Origin of the sequence: Vibrio pomeroyi, assembly GCA_041879425.1 — a bacterium.
GTDB classification, from domain to species: Bacteria; Pseudomonadota; Gammaproteobacteria; order Enterobacterales; family Vibrionaceae; genus Vibrio; species Vibrio pomeroyi_A.
On sequence record CP090854.1, the window covers coordinates 939,881 to 957,817 of the forward strand.

The following is a 17,937-nucleotide window of genomic DNA, read 5'->3' on the forward strand; positions in this document are numbered from 1 at the left end:
CCCGACTTTCTTTTTGTTGCCGATTTTGTGGCAGCAAAGCTAGTAGATAGAGCTTGTATATATGAATGTTAGTCCTTCCTCAAATTCAGCGACCAACAAAACGTCATCGTTGTTGGAAACCGGTTCTACCGCTTCAAAGGTAGAAGAAACCGGCGATTCAAAAGGTTTTTTTGAGTCGTTTAAAGAAGCGCTCGGCTTTGAAGAAAGTGACAGCAAGGCTGCAGTAAAAGGCGCAGAAAGTGCCTCAAAATCTGAAGGCAAACAACCTTCGGCTGAAGGTGATGCGTCTTCTGAAAAGGCTAACAGTGAGTCGGCGGGGAAAACGCAAGGCGATGTAGCTGAATCAAAGAGCACAGATGCGACTAGCGAGGCTCAAGCCAAACAAGCTGTTACAACGGCAGGTGCTGAAAAGGCGCCTGTTGAAGATGCGAAGACCAATAAGTCAGGTGTTGAACAAACGGCTGAATTAGATTTGCAGTCGAAAGACAAAACCTCATCGAACATGGCGGGTGATGACACCTCTGCTGAGAAAGCTCAATCCGAAGGTGAACAACTTCAAGCTGCTTCTGCTGGTCAACATTCAAAAGATCAAACTGCAGAATTAAAAGCCAAGGATGCTTCTCAAGCCAACGCAGCGATGAGCGAAGGCAATAAATTACTTGGTCAGTTGGATGAGGCAAACAAAACGCTTAATAAGACACCGAACGGCAAAGGCTTGCCTCAGCAAGCTCAGATAGACCAAGCTCAAAGTAATATCGCGGGTGCTCCTATTGCAGGTGCCTCCGTTGCGGGTCTGGCTACACAACAAAATAATACGGCAAACTCAGACAGCGCTCTTGAAGTGGACTCTGAAATTGCGGTGCTTACCGGTGGTAAGGGTGTTTCTCAGCTGACTGATGATGAAATCCGACAGCTAATGGACAAAGGCGTGACCCCTGAGCAGATCGAAGCAAGCATGAGCCGAGAGCTGAACCAGAAAAATGCGGCTAGCGCGGTTACTACCGATCAAAGGCAAGCACTCTCACCTGCTGAACTCGAGCTAGCGAAACAGGTTGATGCGCATACTAAAGCGCTTAACCAATTGAATACTCAGATTGAATCAGAGCAGTCTGTAGTGGATGGTTTGCTTCAAAAACAACAAAGCGGCGCTAAGTTGACGGTCGACGAGCAAGCTGCCTTAGCTAAAGCAACCTCTAATATAGAAGTGTTGAATCAACAGCTCGCCAACGTTCAACAGCAAGCTAGTGCTTTACTAAGCCAAGCCCCGAATGCGAGTGGCACCTCAGGTAACCCAACCGCGATTGATTGGGATAACGCAGATTCGAATGAAGCTAAGGCCTTAGCGGCAGCAGCATCGACAGCAGCTGTCGCGACCGCTGCTCAGCAAGCGACATCACAGGCCTCGTCTCAAGCTGCAGCCAATGCTGTTTCAGACAAGGCGACAATGCTACACGCCAATAATGCGCACGCGGCCCAGCAGGCTGCGGCTCAACAAGCTAACCTTGCTTCACCTCAACAAGCTGCTTTAGACCCTGCTTTAACTGCGCAAGGGGTGGCGATGAATGCAGCACCTGTTGCGACCAAAGCCGGCTCAACGGACATGTTACTTAAAGCTGGAGCCGGAGCAGCGGCATTGTCTGGTCTTGGAAAAGCGGGTGCTAAAGAAGACTCTAAAGATTCGACATTTGCTCAACAGATCGCTTCTGCTGCGGGTGTTCAAGGCGCTACAACTGCGGGTTCTGCGCCAACCCGAGCTGAGATTCAAGCTGCTCAACAAGCGCCTTTGCAGCTGACTAAAGAACTCGCGAATGAGCAGGTAGCGGAAAAAGTGCAAATGATGATGTCTAAGAACCTTAAGAACTTAGATATCCGCCTCGACCCACCAGAGTTAGGGCAAATGAAGATTCGCATGACCATGAACAATGATGTGGCCAGCGTTCATTTCACAGTGAACAGCCAACAGGCGAGGGATGTGATAGAACAAACCCTACCTCGTTTAAGAGAGATGCTTGCTCAACAAGGTATGCAGCTCGCTGATTCGTCTGTTCAACAACAGAATTCAGGCCAAGGGCAAGATAGATACAACAATGGTGAGCAACAATCCGGCTCTAACCGCACAAATGATGCTCAAGGTGATGAAAACCTTGATAGCGGCAGCAATCTTGAATTGAATGTCGCATCAAAGCGTGATGGAATTAGTTATTATGCCTAATATCAGGCCTATAGCAGCTCGTTAGTGGAAGTAACAGGAAGTTAAAGAACAGTATGAACGCAGAACTAGATCCAGCTAAAAAGAAAAGTAAGCTCCTCATCATCATAATTGCCGTAGTCGTTTTACTGCTTGGCGTTGGTGGTGCACTGTTCTTTTTCCTAGGCTCAGATGATGGTGCTTCTGAATCTCAGTCTCAACCCGCAACTGCTGTGGTCGCTGCTGAGCCTGTTATGTATGTTAATATTCCTCAGCCTTTCTTGTTCAATGTGACCGGTGATAAAAAAGATCGCCTAGTCCAGATAAAAGCACAGCTAATGGTGCGCGGAAGTAAGAATGAAGATCTTGCGCGTTACCACTCTCCACTTGTCGAAAGTACACTGCTAGCAACGTTCGCTTCGGCAACGGTTGACCAACTGCGTTCCCCAACAGGGCGAGTTGAACTGCGTGACAAGGCGACTGAAGATATTAAAGCCAGTCTGTCTCAAGCTGTTGGCCAGCCTGTGATTGAAAAAGTGCTATTCACTGACTTCGTAATTCAATAGGTAATTTGTGACCGATTTATTAAGCCAAGACGAAATTGATGCGCTGTTACACGGCGTTGACGATGTTGAAGAAGTTGAAGATGTCTTAGAAACCGAAAATGACAACGCGGTCAATTTCGACTTCTCATCGCAAGATCGAATCGTCCGTGGTCGAATGCCGACCCTTGAACTTATTAACGAGCGCTTCGCACGTCATATGCGTATCAGCTTGTTTAATATGTTACGTAAAACGGCTGAAGTGTCGATCAACGGCGTACAGATGATGAAGTTTGGTGAGTACCAAAACACATTGTATGTACCCACCAGTTTAAACATGGTGCGTTTCCGTCCGTTAAAAGGTACGGCGCTGATCACCATGGAAGCGCGTCTTGTTTTTATTCTCGTAGAGAACTTTTTTGGTGGTGATGGTCGTTTCCACGCCAAGATTGAAGGCCGTGAATTTACGCCGACTGAAAGACGTATTATCCAGCTGCTGCTGAAAATTGTTTTTGAAGATTACAAAGAAGCTTGGTCTCCAGTGATGGGGGTTGAGTTTGAATACCTGGATTCTGAAGTGAACCCAAGTATGGCGAACATTGTGAGCCCAACAGAAGTGATCGTCGTGAGTTCGTTCCATATTGAAGTAGATGGCGGCGGTGGTGACTTTCACGTCGTGATGCCTTATTCAATGGTAGAACCGATCCGTGAATTGCTGGATGCGGGTGTTCAATCAGACAAAATGGAAACCGACGTTCGTTGGAGTACAGCACTGCGTGATGAAATCATGGACGTGCCTGTTAACTTCCGCGTCAACCTTCTAGAGCAAGACATCTCGCTGCGCGATTTAATGGAGTTGCGTCCAGGTGATGTGATTCCAATGAATATGCCTGAACACGCAACCATGTTTGTTGAAGAACTGCCGACGTACCGTGTGAAAATGGGTCGTTCGGGTGAAAAGCTCGCGGTGCAGATTTCTGAAAAAATTCAACGACCACATGTGGTCAAAACTGATCTCGCCTTTCTAGGTAAAGACTTAATGTCTGAGCTAGAAAATAGCGATGATGACGAATAGCAAAATAGATAAAAGTATAGGAATTGGTAATGGAACCTAGTGAAGATCAAAAGCTAGCAGACGAATGGGCGGCAGCACTTGGTGAAGACCCTTCAGCGCCGTCAATTGATGTTGATGATGTGCTCGCGGCACCACTTGATGAGCTAACTGATTCATCGTCTCCGATTTCTGAAGATGAGCGTCGTAAGCTGGATACCATTATGGATATCCCAGTGACCATTTCGATGGAAGTGGGTCGCTCTCAGATCAGTATTCGTAACCTACTTCAATTGAACCAAGGTTCGGTTGTCGAGCTAGATCGAATTGCCGGTGAGTCACTGGATGTGATGGTAAACGGTACCTTGATTGCTCACGGTGAAGTGGTTGTAGTAAACGACAAGTTTGGTATCCGTTTGACTGACGTTATTAGCCAAACAGAACGAATTAAGAAGCTGCGTTAATGAGTCTTTTGTCTCAAAGACTAGCGGGCTCTTCTCTCGGAATGACAGGGTTGTTACGAGGAACCTTGGGAGTAGGGCTATTAACTGCTCCTTCCATCGCTTTTGCTGCAACGCCGCCTTCTCTTGACTTAGCGACCACCTTTGGGTCGCTAATTTTCGTTATAGCCTTCATCTTATTTATTGCTTGGCTACTGAAACGAATGCAAGTGCCAGCGATGTCCAATCAGCAAGGTTTGGCCATTGTTAGGCAAATCCCTGTGGGCACAAAAGAGCGTATTGCTATCGTGCAAGCGGGTGATGAGCAGTTCTTGGTTGGCATTACCACACAATCCATTCAGCTGATCTCTAAGCTTGATAAACCTCTTACTCAGGAGATGCTGGAAAAAAGTACATTCTCAAGTCAGCTTTCCCAGCTCATGAAAAAAGATGCAAACAAATAACGGACTTTTGAACTCATCTTACTTTTGCCAAGCCGGAGCTTTCCGCGCGGTAAAAGTGCTGCTGGTTCAGCTTACTTTTCTCTGTACCCTAGTATTCAGTGTGTCGGTATTCGCACAGGCTGAAGACGGCACTGTAATCCCTGCCAACACCGCGGGTTCAGAGTCGGTCACCATCAGCACGATGGAACAAGACCAAGCCAAATCAACCACCATGACTACTGGCAGCTTGACAGGTAACGGGGGCGGCATTCCTGCTTTCACCATGACAACCAACGCCAATGGTGGTGAAGACTACTCAATCAACCTGCAAATTCTAGCGTTAATGACCATGCTTGGCTTCTTGCCGGCAATGGTGATATTGATGACCTCGTTCACCCGTATTGTGGTGGTGATGTCTATCTTGCGTCAGGCGATGGGTTTGCAACAAACGCCTTCCAACCAAGTGATCATTGGTATCGCGATATTCTTGACCTTTTTCATCATGTCACCCGTGATCAATCAGGTTAACGAGCAAGCGGTTCAACCCTATTTGAATGAACAGATATCTGCGCGACAGGCATTTGATGTTGCCCAAGGGCCGATCAAATCCTTCATGCTCAAACAGACTCGAATCAAAGATCTAGAGACCTTTGTTGAAATCTCTGGGGCGGAAGTGACCAACCCAGAAGATGTTTCGATGGCAGTATTGATCCCTGCGTTTATCACATCGGAATTGAAAACGGCTTTCCAGATAGGCTTTATGTTGTTCTTGCCATTCCTCATTATCGACTTGGTGGTAGCGTCGGTATTGATGGCGATGGGTATGATGATGTTGTCACCGATGATTGTATCTTTGCCGTTTAAGTTGATGCTGTTCGTTCTTGTTGATGGTTGGAACTTGATACTCTCCACACTCGCCGGCAGTTTTGCCTTGTAGCTGGGGGAAATCATGAATCCTGAAATATTCGTAGAGTTGTTCCGAGACGCGCTTTGGATGGTATTAATCATGGTTTGCGCCATTATTATCCCCAGCCTGCTGATCGGTTTGGTCGTGGCTATTTTCCAAGCGGCGACCTCGATCAACGAACAAACATTGAGCTTCTTGCCGCGTTTGATCGTGACCTTATTGGCATTGATGCTGTTTGCGCACTGGATGACTCAGATGATGATGGAGTTCTTTTTTGAACTCATCGAACGCTTACCTCAAGTTCTGTATTAAACCGATATGGAATACCCAACGAGCCTTGTACTAGAGTGGTTAGCCAATTATTTTTGGCCTTACACTCGCATCTCAGCCATGCTGATGGTGATGACGGTCACCGGTGCACGTTTTGTGTCGCCGCGTATTCGTCTGTATTTAGGTTTGGCAATTACCTTCGCGGTGATGCCTGCAATTCCCGCTGTTCCAAAAGAGATTGAACTGCTCTCTTTTCAAGGCTTTCTTACCGTCTTTGAGCAAATCGTGATTGGTGTGGCGATGGGGTTTGTTACCCAGTTTATGATTCAAACCTTCGTTATGCTCGGCCAGATCCTCGGTATGCAATCGAGCTTGGGCTTCGCCTCAATGGTCGACCCGGCAAACGGTCAAAACACACCAGTACTCGGCCAACTATTCATGCTACTTGCGACTATGTTCTTCTTGGCGACCGACGGTCATTTGAAGATGTTGCAGCTGGTGGTATTCAGTTTTAAAACCTTGCCGATTGGCAGTGGTTCTCTGACCTCGGTCGATTTTAGAGAACTCGCATTGTGGCTTGGTATCATGTTCAAAACAGCACTGGCGATGTCTTTATCTGGCATTATTGCACTGCTGACGATTAACTTGTCGTTTGGTGTAATGACGCGTGCAGCACCTCAGCTAAACATTTTTTCTTTGGGTTTTGCATTTGCGCTACTCGTGGGTCTGTTACTTTGTTGGTACATCCTTGGCGGCTTGTATAGTCACTATGAGCTATTCTGGATGCAAGGCGAGCAACAGATATGTCGTCTAATCCGGTTAGATTGCTAGGAGGCTGAAATGGCAGAGTCAGACGGTCAAGAACGCACAGAAGACGCCACGCCCAGACGCTTGCAACAGGCCAAAGAGAAAGGGCAGGTTGCAAGGTCAAAAGAGCTAGCGTCAGCGTCGGTATTAATTGTCGGTGCGATTGCATTAATGTGGTTTGGCGAATCGATGGCGAAGGCTTTGTTCGAGGCTATGCAACGTCTGTTCTCTTTGAGCCGCGAAGAAATCTTTGACACCAACAAACTCCTAGAAATCGCTGGTGGCGCACTGGTGAACCTGCTGTTTCCGCTGTTCCTAATTCTGATCACCTTGTTTGTTGCGGCTGTTATTGGCGCGGCAGGTGTAGGCGGGATTAACTTCTCGATGCAAGCAGCGATGCCGAAAGCGTCTAAGCTCAATCCTCTGAGTGGTATCAAGCGTATGTTTGGCCTACAAAGCTGGGTTGAGCTGCTCAAATCTATTTTGAAAGTAGCGCTTGTGTCGGGTATGGCGATTTATCTAATTCAAGCGTCTCAGCATGACTTGATGCAGCTGAGTATGGATGTCTATCCGCAGAACATCTTCCATGCGTTGGATATCTTGCTTAATTTCATTCTGTTGATCAGTTGCTCTTTGTTGATTGTGGTGGCTATTGATATCCCATTCCAGATCTGGCAACACGCCGATCAGCTGAAGATGACCAAGCAAGAGGTGAAAGACGAATTCAAAGACACTGAAGGTAAGCCTGAGGTGAAAGGCCGAATTCGCATGTTGCAAAGGGAAGCAGCTCAGCGTCGGATGATGGCCGATGTACCTCAAGCGGACGTGATCGTCACTAACCCGGAGCACTTCTCGGTGGCTTTGCGCTATAAGCAGAACCAAGATAAAGCGCCAATTGTGGTCGCCAAAGGTGTTGATCACATGGCGATGAAGATTCGTGAAATTGCCCGTGAAAATGACATCTATATTGTTCCCGCACCGCCATTGGCGAGGGCGCTTTATCACACCACAGAGCTCGAACAACAAATTCCTGACGGTTTGTTTACAGCGGTTGCCCAAGTGCTCGCCTATGTTTTTCAACTGAAACAGTATCGAAAACGCGGGGGAGAGAGACCAAAACTGCAAGATTCTAATATGCCGATCCCACCTGATTTACGTCATTAGATCAATTGCTTGAGCTCAGCGTGATGAACACTGATAATAGGGACATAGTTATTGCTCTTTTCTAAGAGGTGATGGCGATAATTTGACGTAAGATGTTGGTACAGTGTTTGCTATATCAATTCCGAACATAATAACTGGTTCATGATAATCCCGTGTATTATCAACCTGTGTATTATTAAACATAGCAACATAGCTTAGACCTGAGCTTCAATACGCTTGGTGAGATAGCTACAACATAGCGAACCAGTCTAGATTTATGAAATTCTCCCTGCCTTTTGCGGACAAGCTACCGAAAATCCCTAACCGTGCCATGCCTGCGATTGGCGCGCCTGTTATGGTACTTGCAACGCTTGCTATGGTGGTGTTGCCCATTCCTGCGTTCTTGCTGGATATGTTCTTCACCTTCAATATTGCATTGTCTATGGTTGTGCTACTGGTCTCGGTATATACCCGCAGACCTTTGGATTTCGCCGCTTTCCCGACAGTCCTTCTGATTGCGACACTACTTCGATTAGCCTTGAACGTTGCTTCGACACGTGTGGTGTTACTGCATGGTCACGAAGGTGGCGATGCGGCTGGTAACGTAATTGAAGCCTTCGGTAACGTGGTTATCGGTGGTAACTACGCGGTTGGTTTAGTGGTGTTCTTGATCTTGATGATCATTAACTTCATGGTTGTTACCAAAGGTGCAGGCCGTATTTCGGAAGTAAGTGCACGTTTCACCTTGGATGCCTTACCGGGTAAGCAAATGGCAATCGATGCCGATTTGAACGCGGGTTTGATCGACCAAGATCAGGCACGTCTGCGACGTTTTGAAGTAACCAAAGAAGCTGATTTCTACGGTTCAATGGACGGTGCTTCTAAGTTTGTAAAAGGCGATGCGATCGCCGGTATCCTTATCTTATTCATCAACATCATTGGTGGCTTGAGCATTGGTATGGCTCAGTTTGACCTTGGTTTTGGCGAAGCAATCGAAATCTATACGCTACTGACTATCGGTGATGGTCTGGTTGCACAAATTCCATCGCTATTACTTTCTATCGCTGCCGCGATGATGGTAACGCGTCAAAATACCGATGAAGACATGGGGCAACAGCTTGTCTTCCAAATGTTCGACAACCCAAAAGCCCTGATGATCACTGCCGCAATCCTTGGCATCATGGGTATTGTTCCGGGCATGCCGCACTTCTCTTTCTTAAGCTTAGCTATTGTTGCGGGCGCAGGTGCGTATTACATCGATAAGAAACAGAAGAAGAAGGCTCTGGAACCAAACCTTCCGGCGGCAGTTGAAGCCAGTGGAGAAACAGGTTCGCAGAAAGAGCTTTCTTGGGATGATGTTCAACCCGTTGATATCATTGGCCTAGAAGTGGGTTACCGTTTGATTCCATTGGTAGACAGAGACCAAGGCGGCGAGCTACTAGAACGCGTTAAAGGTGTGCGTAAGAAGCTGTCTCAAGACTTTGGTTTCTTGATTCCTGCTGTCCATATCCGCGATAACCTAGAGCTGACACCAAACAGCTATCGAATCACCTTGATGGGTGTTGCGGTGGGTGAGGCTGAGATTAAGCCTGATATGGAACTGGCGATTAACCCGGGCCAAGTATACGGAATGATCGATGGTGAGCCGACAATCGACCCAGCATTTGGGTTAGAAGCGGTATGGATTCGTGAAGAGCAGCGTGAACACGCACAAGCCCTCGGCTACACAGTTGTAGATTCATCGACCGTGTTAGCAACACATTTAAGCCAATTGCTCACCAACAACGCATCGCAGTTGATTGGTCACGAAGAAGTTCAGAACCTGCTTGAGATGCTGAGCCGTTCAACACCTAAATTGGTGGAAGGCTTTGTACCGGATCAATTGCCACTGGGTGTGGTGGTGAAAGTTCTGCAGAACCTACTTAATGAAGCCATTCCAATTCGTGATATTCGAACAATAGTCCAAACTTTGTCGGAGTACTCAGGTAAGAGTCAAGAACCTGACATACTAACGGCCGCTGTTCGTATCTCATTGAAACGACTAATTGTTCAGGAAATCAATGGTATAGAACCAGAGTTGCCTGTTATAACCTTGATTCCTGAGCTGGAACAAATCTTGCATCAAACCATGCAGGCATCCGGCGGAGAATCTGCTGGTATTGAACCTGGTTTAGCCGAACGTTTACAGACCTCCCTCAGCCATGCCACACAAGAGCAAGAGCTGAAAGGTGAACCAGCGGTGTTACTGACCTCTGGTGTATTGCGTTCCACTCTGGCGAAGTTCGTGAAAAACACGATCCCAAGCTTGAGAGTATTATCTTACCAAGAGATACCGGACGAAAAGCAGATACGCATAGTACAAGCTGTTGGTAATTAAGCCGCCTAATTAGAACGGACGATCGAATTGAAAATTAAACGATTTTTTGCAAAAGATATGCGAACTGCGCTGCTCCAAGTTAAAGAAGAACTTGGTTCAGAAGCGGTGATCATGTCTAACAAAAAGGTCGCAGGTGGCGTGGAAATTGTTGCCGCTATTGATGGTGAATCCAGCCCATCGACAGCGCCTCAGAGACTCAATAAACCTCAGCAACCTGCACCAAGCCAATACACACAGATGGCCGCTCCTGCAGCACCATCAGGGCGTCGTCAGCTAGACGATGACAAGGTTAGCCTACAGTCGAATGCTGAAGGTGGACGCTCAATGACTAAACGCTTTGCCAATATGCTTAAGCAGTACAGTCATGGTGCAGACGACGAGCCACAACATCGTGCTGAAAACGAAGATTCGTTGTCAGCCCTACTGAATCGCCAATCAGGCAACAGTCACTTGTCGCAAAATAATCAGCAATCGAGCGGTAACCTCGATTCTGCATTTGCGCGTGAAACGGGCTTGTCCAAACTGATTGCAGAAGACCGTCGAGTCGAGCGTCCAGCTCCTCGTCTGGATCCTACTCGCTATGATCGTGGTCGTGAGAATACTCAGTCCAAAGGTTCAGATACTGAAATGGAAACGATGCGCGAAGAGATGACCTCGATTCGCCGTCTTTTGGAACATCAAGTGTCTGGATTAATGTGGCAAGAAGTTGAGCGTCGTGAACCCCTCAGAGCCATGCTTATCAAACGCCTCGAACGTATGGGTGTGTCGGCTGAGCTTGCGGATCAAATGGCTTGCTACATTCCGGAAGATACCAAACCAGCCCGAGCTTGGAAGGCGTTGTTAGCGCTTGTTGCTGACCAAATCTCTGTGACACAAAAAGATATTTTAAAACGCGGCGGTATTGTGGCTCTGCTTGGCCCTACCGGCGTAGGTAAAACAACGACTGTTGCAAAGCTCGCTGCTCGCGCAGCCATGGAGTATGGCGCCGACAATGTGGCACTAGTGACAACGGACACATATCGCATAGGTGCACATGAGCAGTTATCGATTTATGGTCGAATTATGGGTTGTCCTGTAAGAGTTGCTAAAGATTCTAGTGAATTGGCCGATGTAATATATCAGTTACGTAATCGTCGCCTAATTCTGGTCGATACTGCAGGCATGGGACAACGAGATGTTCGCCTATCTGAGCAGTTAGACACACTGATGCAAGAGAGTGGTTCCGTTATTAATAGTTACCTTGTGTTGCCAGCAACCGCGCAGCGCAAAGTGCTACAAGAAACAATTGAACACTTTAGAAGAATCCCGTTGTCGGGGTGCATCATGACTAAGCTGGATGAATCCCTAAGTCTAGGTGAATTCATCAGTGTCGTAATACAAAATGCATTACCAGTTGCTTACATAGCAAATGGTCAACGAGTTCCTGAAGATATCGTTATTGCTCAGCCAAAGTACATGATTGCTAAGGCAAATGAGTTATTAGAAAAATCTACAGAGAATGAACCTCATTACTGGAACAGCGATTCTGAAGGGCTCTAGGCGGCGGATAAATATGAACGAAAATATGATACATGATCAAGCTAGCGGCCTCCGTCGCTTAACCAAGCCTTCACTCACAAAAGTTATTGCTGTAACGGGTGGTAAAGGCGGCGTTGGTAAATCTAACGTGACCTTAGGTATGGCTATTTGTATGGCTCGCCAAGGTAAAAAAGTCATGGTACTGGATGCCGATTTAGGCCTTGCGAACGTCGACATCATGCTGGGAATTCGTTCTAAACGAAACCTTGGACATGTATTGGCAGGTGAATGTGAACTTAAGGATGCGATTGTCGAAGGTCCGCACGGAATTAAAATTATTCCAGCGACTTCGGGTACGCAGAGCATGACTGAGCTATCACACGCACAACACGCGGGTTTGATTCGAGCATTTGGTTCGCTTGAAGACGAGATGGACATCTTGTTAGTTGATACCGCAGCGGGTATCTCGGACATGGTGATTAGCTTCTCAAGAGCAGCGCAAGATGTCGTGGTTGTGGTTTGTGATGAACCAACTTCAATCACTGATGCATATGCGCTGATTAAGCTTTTGAGCAGAGAACATCAGGTTCAGCGATTCAAAGTTGTTGCAAATATGGTCAGAAGCTACCGCGAAGGCCGAGAATTATTTGCAAAGTTGACTTTGGTCACAGAGCGCTTCTTGAATGTGAGCCTCGAACTCGTAGCATGTATTCCTTTAGATGATAAAGTACGTCAATCAGTCAAGAGACAGAAGATCGTAGTCGATGCGTTCCCTCGCTCTCCAGCTGCATTGGCAATCAGCTCTTTGGCTAACAAAGCATTGACCTGGCCAATACCAAAAACACCAAGCGGACACTTGGAGTTCTTTGTTGAAAGGCTGCTGAATCGTACTGAATTTGTAGAGGAACCATTTGGTGAATAAAGCGCTTACTTACGACCAACACGCTAATCACAATAGCCAACAGGCTTTTTTTGAGAAGTACTCTGTGTTGGTTAAACGTATCGCTCATCACTTGTTGGGGCGATTACCGCCTAATGTATTGGTTGATGACTTGATTCAAGCTGGCATGATCGGCTTGATTGAAGCGCAACAAAACTATGATGGTACCAAAGGCGCAAGCTTTGAGACGTACGCTGGTATTCGAATTCGCGGAGCAATGTTAGATGACATTCGCCGAGGGGATTGGGTGCCGAGATCGGTTCACAAAAACAATCGAGAAATCAGTAGTGCAATCGCGGAATTAGAGGGCACACTCAACCGCGACCCAAGCGATGCCGAAGTGGCAAAGCACATGGGACTCAGTTTAGAGCAGTACCACTGCGCTTTAACTGACATTAATTGCTCAAGACTGGTTGGGATCGAAGATTTAGGCGTTTCAGATGATGTAATATCTCCGAACGAAGACTCTCAAGATAACGCGCCTTTTCAAGGGGTTGCTGATGAGTCATTCCGCCAAGCTTTGATCGATTCGATAAAACAGCTTCCGGAAAGGGAAGGCCTTGTGCTTTCGCTTTACTACGACGAAGAACTCAATTTAAAAGAGATTGGGGAAGTACTAGGTGTCAGCGAATCTCGTGTCAGCCAAATACTGAGCCAATCTATGCAGCGTTTACGCACTAAGTTAAGTGCTTGGACACAGAACGACTAACAACACTGATTTTATTCAGTGGAGGCTAATTTGAACAAAAACATGAAAATTCTCATTGTTGATGATTTTTCAACGATGCGCCGAATTGTTAAAAACCTACTTCGCGACTTAGGTTTCAACAACACTCAAGAAGCAGATGATGGCTTGACCGCGTTACCTATGCTGAAAAAAGGCGAATTTGATTTCGTGGTAACTGACTGGAACATGCCGGGCATGCAAGGTATTGACCTGCTTAAACACATTCGCGCAGACGCAGAACTTAAGCACCTTCCAGTGCTTATGATCACAGCTGAAGCGAAGCGTGAGCAGATCATCGAAGCAGCGCAAGCGGGTGTTAATGGTTACATTGTGAAGCCTTTCACTGCCGCAACTCTGAAAGAGAAACTAGATAAGATTTTTGAGCGCTTATAAGCACTCATAATAACCTGTTTTAGGCGCTTCTAGAGGGACATTAACTTTTCAGTTTCCCGTTTATCTCTATAGCTGAAGCGTCACAAAATATGCGGAGTAAGGCCGAACTCAGGATGATTTCATTAGAACAAGCAAAAAAATTAGTAGAGCTGCTTGAGAACGATGAGCAGCAAGGTGCTGATTCTCTTGTTAGAAGCATTTATGAAGATACTTTTAGTCTTCAAGACAATCCAATGCTTCAAGAAATAGGTAGTCTGACTCGCGACCTCCATGACTCATTGATACAATTCAACTTTGACGAGCGCATTAGCGTTATCGCAAATGATGAAATCCCTGACGCTAGGGATCGCCTTCAGTATGTCATTGATAAAACGGAAGTTGCGGCGAACAAAACGATGGACGCTGTCGATCGCTGTATGCCAATTGCAGACAACCTACACGAGTGTTTACTTCAAGTAAGGCCTCAATGGAATGAACTGATGCATGGCCGCATTGAGCTGGCACAATTTAAAGCTTTATGTCACCGCATTGATGGATTACTTGTCCAAGTAGAAGGCGATAGTACTGAACTACGTGGACAACTGACTGAAATCTTGATGGCTCAGGATTTCCAAGATTTAACTGGGCAGATAATTAGCAAAGTTATTACCTTGGTAAATGAGGTTGAAGGACGTTTGGTAGAGATTCTCACCGTATTCGGAGCGAATCAAATCGAACCAACGCCAGAAAAAGAGAAGAAAGCATCTATTGCTCCTGAGGGTCCAATCATGAACCCAGAAGCGCGAGAAGACGCTGTTGCATCTCAAGATGAAGTCGACGATTTGTTATCCAGTCTTGGATTTTAAAGGTAACGTATGAGCTACGATTTAGACGAAGATATTCTTCAGGACTTTTTAGTCGAAGCAGGAGAGATCCTTGAACTCCTATCAGAGCAACTGGTAGAACTTGAGAACAACCCTGACGACAAAGACCTATTAAATGCTATTTTCCGTGGTTTCCATACAGTAAAAGGTGGTGCTGGTTTCCTAGCATTGACTGAGCTGGTGGATACTTGTCATGGTGCTGAGAATGTGTTCGACATTCTAAGAAACGGCCAACGCAGCGTAACATCAGGCTTGATGGATACTATGCTGCAGGCGCTAGATACAGTTAATGTACAGTTTCGAGCCGTGCAAGATCAGGAACCTTTAGTACCAGCTGACCAATCTCTATTGGATGAGCTTCATCGTCTCTGCAAACCAGAGTCTGCTGATGAAGTTACACCAGTAGAAGCACCAGCACCTGTTATCCCTGAACCTATTGTTGCAGCGCCTGAGCCTGTTGTTGAAAGCGCAAGCATCAGCGCGTCTTCTGTTGATGACATCTCTGAAGACGAGTTTGAACGCCTACTTGATGAACTTCATGGTAAAGGTGGTTCACCAACATCGGCTTCTGCACCAACACCAACACCGCCGCCGGCTCCAGTTGCACCTCAGCCAGTCGCAGACAGCGGTGATATTACTGATGACGAATTTGAAAAGTTATTAGATGAATTGCACGGTGCGGGTAAGAGCCCGACAGCGGCAAGTTCAACGCCTCCACCACCGCCAGCTCCTCCTGCAGCACCTGTTTCGGCGATGTCTGAAGGCGATGATCTGATGACGGACGAAGAGTTCGAGAAGTTACTAGACCAACTGCATGGTTCAGGTAACGGGCCTTCAATTGAAGAACTTGATGCAGCGACTAAGCCTGCAGAAGTGAAGCCTGCGCCAGTTGCACCACAAGCTGCGCCTAAGCCTGCTGCCCCGGTTGCGGTTAAAGCAGAACCGAAGCCGAGCGCTCCAGCAAAAGCTGAAGTGAAAGCACCAGCTAAAAAGCAACAAGCCGAAGCAACTGTTCGTGTCGATACATCAACACTCGATACCATCATGAACATGGTGGGTGAATTGGTATTGGTTCGTAACCGACTTGTCAGCCTTGGCTTAAATAGCAACGACGAAGAAATGTCTAAAGCTGTGTCTAACTTAGATGTTGTTACTGCAGACCTACAAGGTGCGGTAATGAAGACTCGTATGCAGCCGATCAAGAAAGTATTTGGTCGTTTCCCACGAGTTGTCCGTGACCTTGCTCGTAGCTTGAAGAAAGACATTGTTCTTGAGATGCGCGGTGAAGAGACGGACCTGGATAAAAACTTAGTTGAAGCACTTGCTGATCCCCTGATTCACTTAGTGAGAAACTCTGTCGACCACGGTATTGAAATGCCGGAAGATCGTGTTGCCGCAGGTAAGTCGAGAACGGGTAAAGTAATTCTGTCTGCCTCTCAAGAAGGCGACCACATTGAACTGGCTATCGTTGATGACGGTGGCGGTATGGACCCTGATAAGCTTCGCGGTATCGCGGTTAAACGTGGTCTGATGGACGAAGATGCTGCGTCTCGCTTATCAAACAAAGAGTGTTTCAACCTAATCTTTGCTCCTGGTTTCTCAAGCAAAGAGCAGATCTCAGATATCTCTGGTCGTGGTGTAGGTATGGACGTTGTGAAAACAGCGATCAACACACTGAATGGCTCAATTGATATCGATTCAGAGATGGGACAGGGCACCAAGATCACGATCAAGGTTCCACTGACGCTAGCGATTCTACCTACCTTGATGGTCGGTGTCGCGGGTCACCCATTTGCATTGCCATTGGCATCTGTAAACGAGATCTTCCACCTAGATTTAAGCCGTACTAACGTGGTTGATGGCCAACTGACTATCATCGTTCGTGATAAGTCTATTCCGTTGTTCTACTTGCAAAACTGGCTTGCGCCTAAAGCGGGTATCGTTGAACTTCGCAAAGGACACGGCCATGTTGTTATCGTACAACTGGGCAGCCAACGTGTTGGTTTTGTTGTTGATACGCTTATCGGTCAAGAAGAAGTAGTCATCAAGCCACTTGATAAACTACTGCAAGGCACGCCAGGAATGGCAGGCGCGACAATCACAAGTGATGGACACATTGCATTGATTCTAGATGTGCCGGACTTGTTGAAGCAGTACGCAGCTGCGTCAAGAATTTAATTTAAGGATAAATATGGCGATTAAAGTATTAGTCGTTGATGATTCGAGCTTTTTTCGTCGTCGCGTTAGCGAGATCATCAACTCAGAGGCTCGCCTAGAAGTCATCGATGTAGCAGTAAACGGCAAAGAAGCGGTCGAGAAAGCAAAGAAGCTAAGACCTGACGTGATTACGATGGACATCGAAATGCCCGTCATGGACGGTATCACTGCCGTTCGTGAAATTATGGCTGCGTCTCCAACGCCTATTTTGATGTTTTCATCGTTAACGCATGACGGCGCGAAAGCAACGTTAGATGCGTTAGACGCCGGTGCTCTGGATTTCTTACCTAAGAAGTTTGAAGACATCGCTCGTAACCGTGATGACGCAGTCGCATTGCTTCAACAGCGTGTGATTCAGATTGCTGCTAAGCGTGCATTCATGCGTCGCACACCTATTGCACCGCGAGCTACTGCAACGACGTCAACATCAGCGCCATTACGCCAACCGATGTCAGCAGCGACTTCGGCTGCTACTTCATCTGCGAAGCCAGCAGTTGCATCAGCAGCCAAGTTTAGAGCTTCGGGTAAGAAGTATCAGCTAACGGCAATTGGTACGTCGACTGGTGGCCCGGTTGCACTACAGAAGATTTTGACCCGCATCCCTGCCAACTACCCACATCCGATTGTGTTAGTTCAGCATATGCCTGCAACCTTCACTGCTGCTTTTGCTAGCCGATTGAATACCTTGTGTAAGATTGAAGTGCGTGAAGCTCAAGATGGTGACGTGTTGAAACCTGGTGTGGCTTATCTTGCGCCGGGTGGCAAACAGATGATGGTTGATGGCCGCCCTGGTTCTGCTCGCTTAAGAATTATCGATGGCGGCGACCGCATGAACTACAAACCATGTGTGGATGTGACTTTCGGCTCAGCTGCGAAGATCTACGGCGACAAAGTCTTGTCTATGATCCTGACCGGTATGGGCGCAGATGGTCGAGAAGGTTCGCGTATGTTGAAGACTGCGGGTTCGACAATTTGGGCACAAGACGAAGATAGCTGTGTTGTATATGGTATGCCTCAAGCTGTAGCAAAAGCTGGCATTTCTACTGAAGACCTACCTCTAGACCGCATCGCGGAAAGGATCTTGGTTGAAGTTGGGTTAGCTTAGGTAAAT

Annotated in this window: 17 protein-coding genes; all 17 read left to right on the forward strand. The window is 47.0% G+C overall.

Annotated features, from left to right (window positions below; all coding sequences use genetic code 11):
* The first annotated feature begins 61 nt into the window (after nt 1-61).
* The 17 genes from L0992_04280 (at nt 62) to L0992_04360 (ending at nt 17,931) form a co-directional block, all read left to right on the forward strand.
* On the forward strand, nt 62-2,212 hold the full coding sequence (locus L0992_04280; protein XGB67911.1) for a flagellar hook-length control protein FliK: 2,151 nt from the start codon (nt 62-64) through the stop codon (nt 2,210-2,212).
* 53 nt (nt 2,213-2,265) lie between these two features.
* Complete coding sequence (gene fliL / locus L0992_04285; GenBank protein XGB67912.1) at nt 2,266-2,754, forward strand: flagellar basal body-associated protein FliL; 489 nt, start codon at nt 2,266-2,268, stop codon at nt 2,752-2,754.
* Nucleotides 2,755-2,761: 7 nt separating this feature from the next.
* Nucleotides 2,762-3,805: a flagellar motor switch protein FliM gene (gene fliM, locus L0992_04290; protein XGB67913.1), complete on the forward strand. Its 1,044-nt coding sequence runs from the start codon at nt 2,762-2,764 to the stop codon at nt 3,803-3,805.
* A 29-nt stretch (nt 3,806-3,834) separates the two neighbouring features.
* Entirely contained in the window at nt 3,835-4,245 is a 411-nt protein-coding gene (fliN, locus tag L0992_04295; GenBank protein ID XGB67914.1) for a flagellar motor switch protein FliN, read from the forward strand.
* On the forward strand, nt 4,245-4,685 hold the full coding sequence (gene fliO / locus L0992_04300; protein XGB67915.1) for a flagellar biosynthetic protein FliO: 441 nt from the start codon (nt 4,245-4,247) through the stop codon (nt 4,683-4,685). The genes fliN and fliO overlap by 1 nt, the downstream gene beginning before the upstream one ends.
* Complete coding sequence (fliP, locus tag L0992_04305; GenBank protein ID XGB67916.1) at nt 4,672-5,601, forward strand: flagellar type III secretion system pore protein FliP; 930 nt, start codon at nt 4,672-4,674, stop codon at nt 5,599-5,601. Before fliO ends, fliP begins: the two co-directional genes overlap by 14 nt.
* A 12-nt stretch (nt 5,602-5,613) precedes the next feature.
* Nucleotides 5,614-5,883, forward strand: coding sequence for a flagellar biosynthesis protein FliQ (gene fliQ, locus L0992_04310; GenBank protein ID XGB67917.1), 270 nt, complete (start codon nt 5,614-5,616; stop codon nt 5,881-5,883).
* 6 nt (nt 5,884-5,889) lie between these two features.
* Nucleotides 5,890-6,672, forward strand: coding sequence for a flagellar type III secretion system protein FliR (fliR, locus tag L0992_04315; GenBank protein XGB67918.1), 783 nt, complete (start codon nt 5,890-5,892; stop codon nt 6,670-6,672).
* Nucleotides 6,673-6,681: 9 nt separating this feature from the next.
* Nucleotides 6,682-7,812 carry a flagellar biosynthesis protein FlhB gene (flhB, locus tag L0992_04320; GenBank protein ID XGB67919.1) on the forward strand — a complete coding sequence of 377 codons (1,131 nt, stop codon included), beginning with the start codon at nt 6,682-6,684 and terminating at the stop codon, nt 7,810-7,812.
* Nucleotides 7,813-8,068: 256 nt separating this feature from the next.
* The gene (gene flhA, locus L0992_04325) at nt 8,069-10,168 is read left to right on the forward strand and encodes a flagellar biosynthesis protein FlhA (GenBank protein XGB67920.1); all 2,100 of its coding nucleotides are present in this window, start codon (nt 8,069-8,071) and stop codon (nt 10,166-10,168) included.
* Between the two features lie 27 nt (nt 10,169-10,195).
* Nucleotides 10,196-11,707 (forward strand): flagellar biosynthesis protein FlhF, encoded by a 1,512-nt coding sequence (gene flhF / locus L0992_04330; GenBank protein ID XGB67921.1) that lies wholly within the window; start codon nt 10,196-10,198, stop codon nt 11,705-11,707.
* A gap of 13 nt (nt 11,708-11,720) precedes the next feature.
* Nucleotides 11,721-12,608 (forward strand): MinD/ParA family protein, encoded by an 888-nt coding sequence (locus L0992_04335; GenBank protein ID XGB67922.1) that lies wholly within the window; start codon nt 11,721-11,723, stop codon nt 12,606-12,608.
* Nucleotides 12,601-13,335, forward strand: a complete 735-nt coding sequence (locus L0992_04340; protein ID XGB67923.1) for an RNA polymerase sigma factor FliA — start codon at nt 12,601-12,603, stop codon at nt 13,333-13,335. The genes L0992_04335 and L0992_04340 overlap by 8 nt, the downstream gene beginning before the upstream one ends.
* A gap of 42 nt (nt 13,336-13,377) precedes the next feature.
* Nucleotides 13,378-13,746 (forward strand): chemotaxis response regulator CheY, encoded by a 369-nt coding sequence (gene cheY / locus L0992_04345; protein ID XGB67924.1) that lies wholly within the window; start codon nt 13,378-13,380, stop codon nt 13,744-13,746.
* 113 nt (nt 13,747-13,859) lie between these two features.
* Nucleotides 13,860-14,591: a protein phosphatase CheZ gene (locus tag L0992_04350; protein ID XGB67925.1), complete on the forward strand. Its 732-nt coding sequence runs from the start codon at nt 13,860-13,862 to the stop codon at nt 14,589-14,591.
* 9 nt (nt 14,592-14,600) lie between these two features.
* Entirely contained in the window at nt 14,601-16,787 is a 2,187-nt protein-coding gene (locus L0992_04355; GenBank protein XGB67926.1) for a chemotaxis protein CheA, read from the forward strand.
* Nucleotides 16,788-16,800: 13 nt separating this feature from the next.
* Nucleotides 16,801-17,931, forward strand: coding sequence for a chemotaxis response regulator protein-glutamate methylesterase (locus tag L0992_04360; GenBank protein ID XGB67927.1), 1,131 nt, complete (start codon nt 16,801-16,803; stop codon nt 17,929-17,931).
* Nucleotides 17,932-17,937 lie beyond the last annotated feature (6 nt).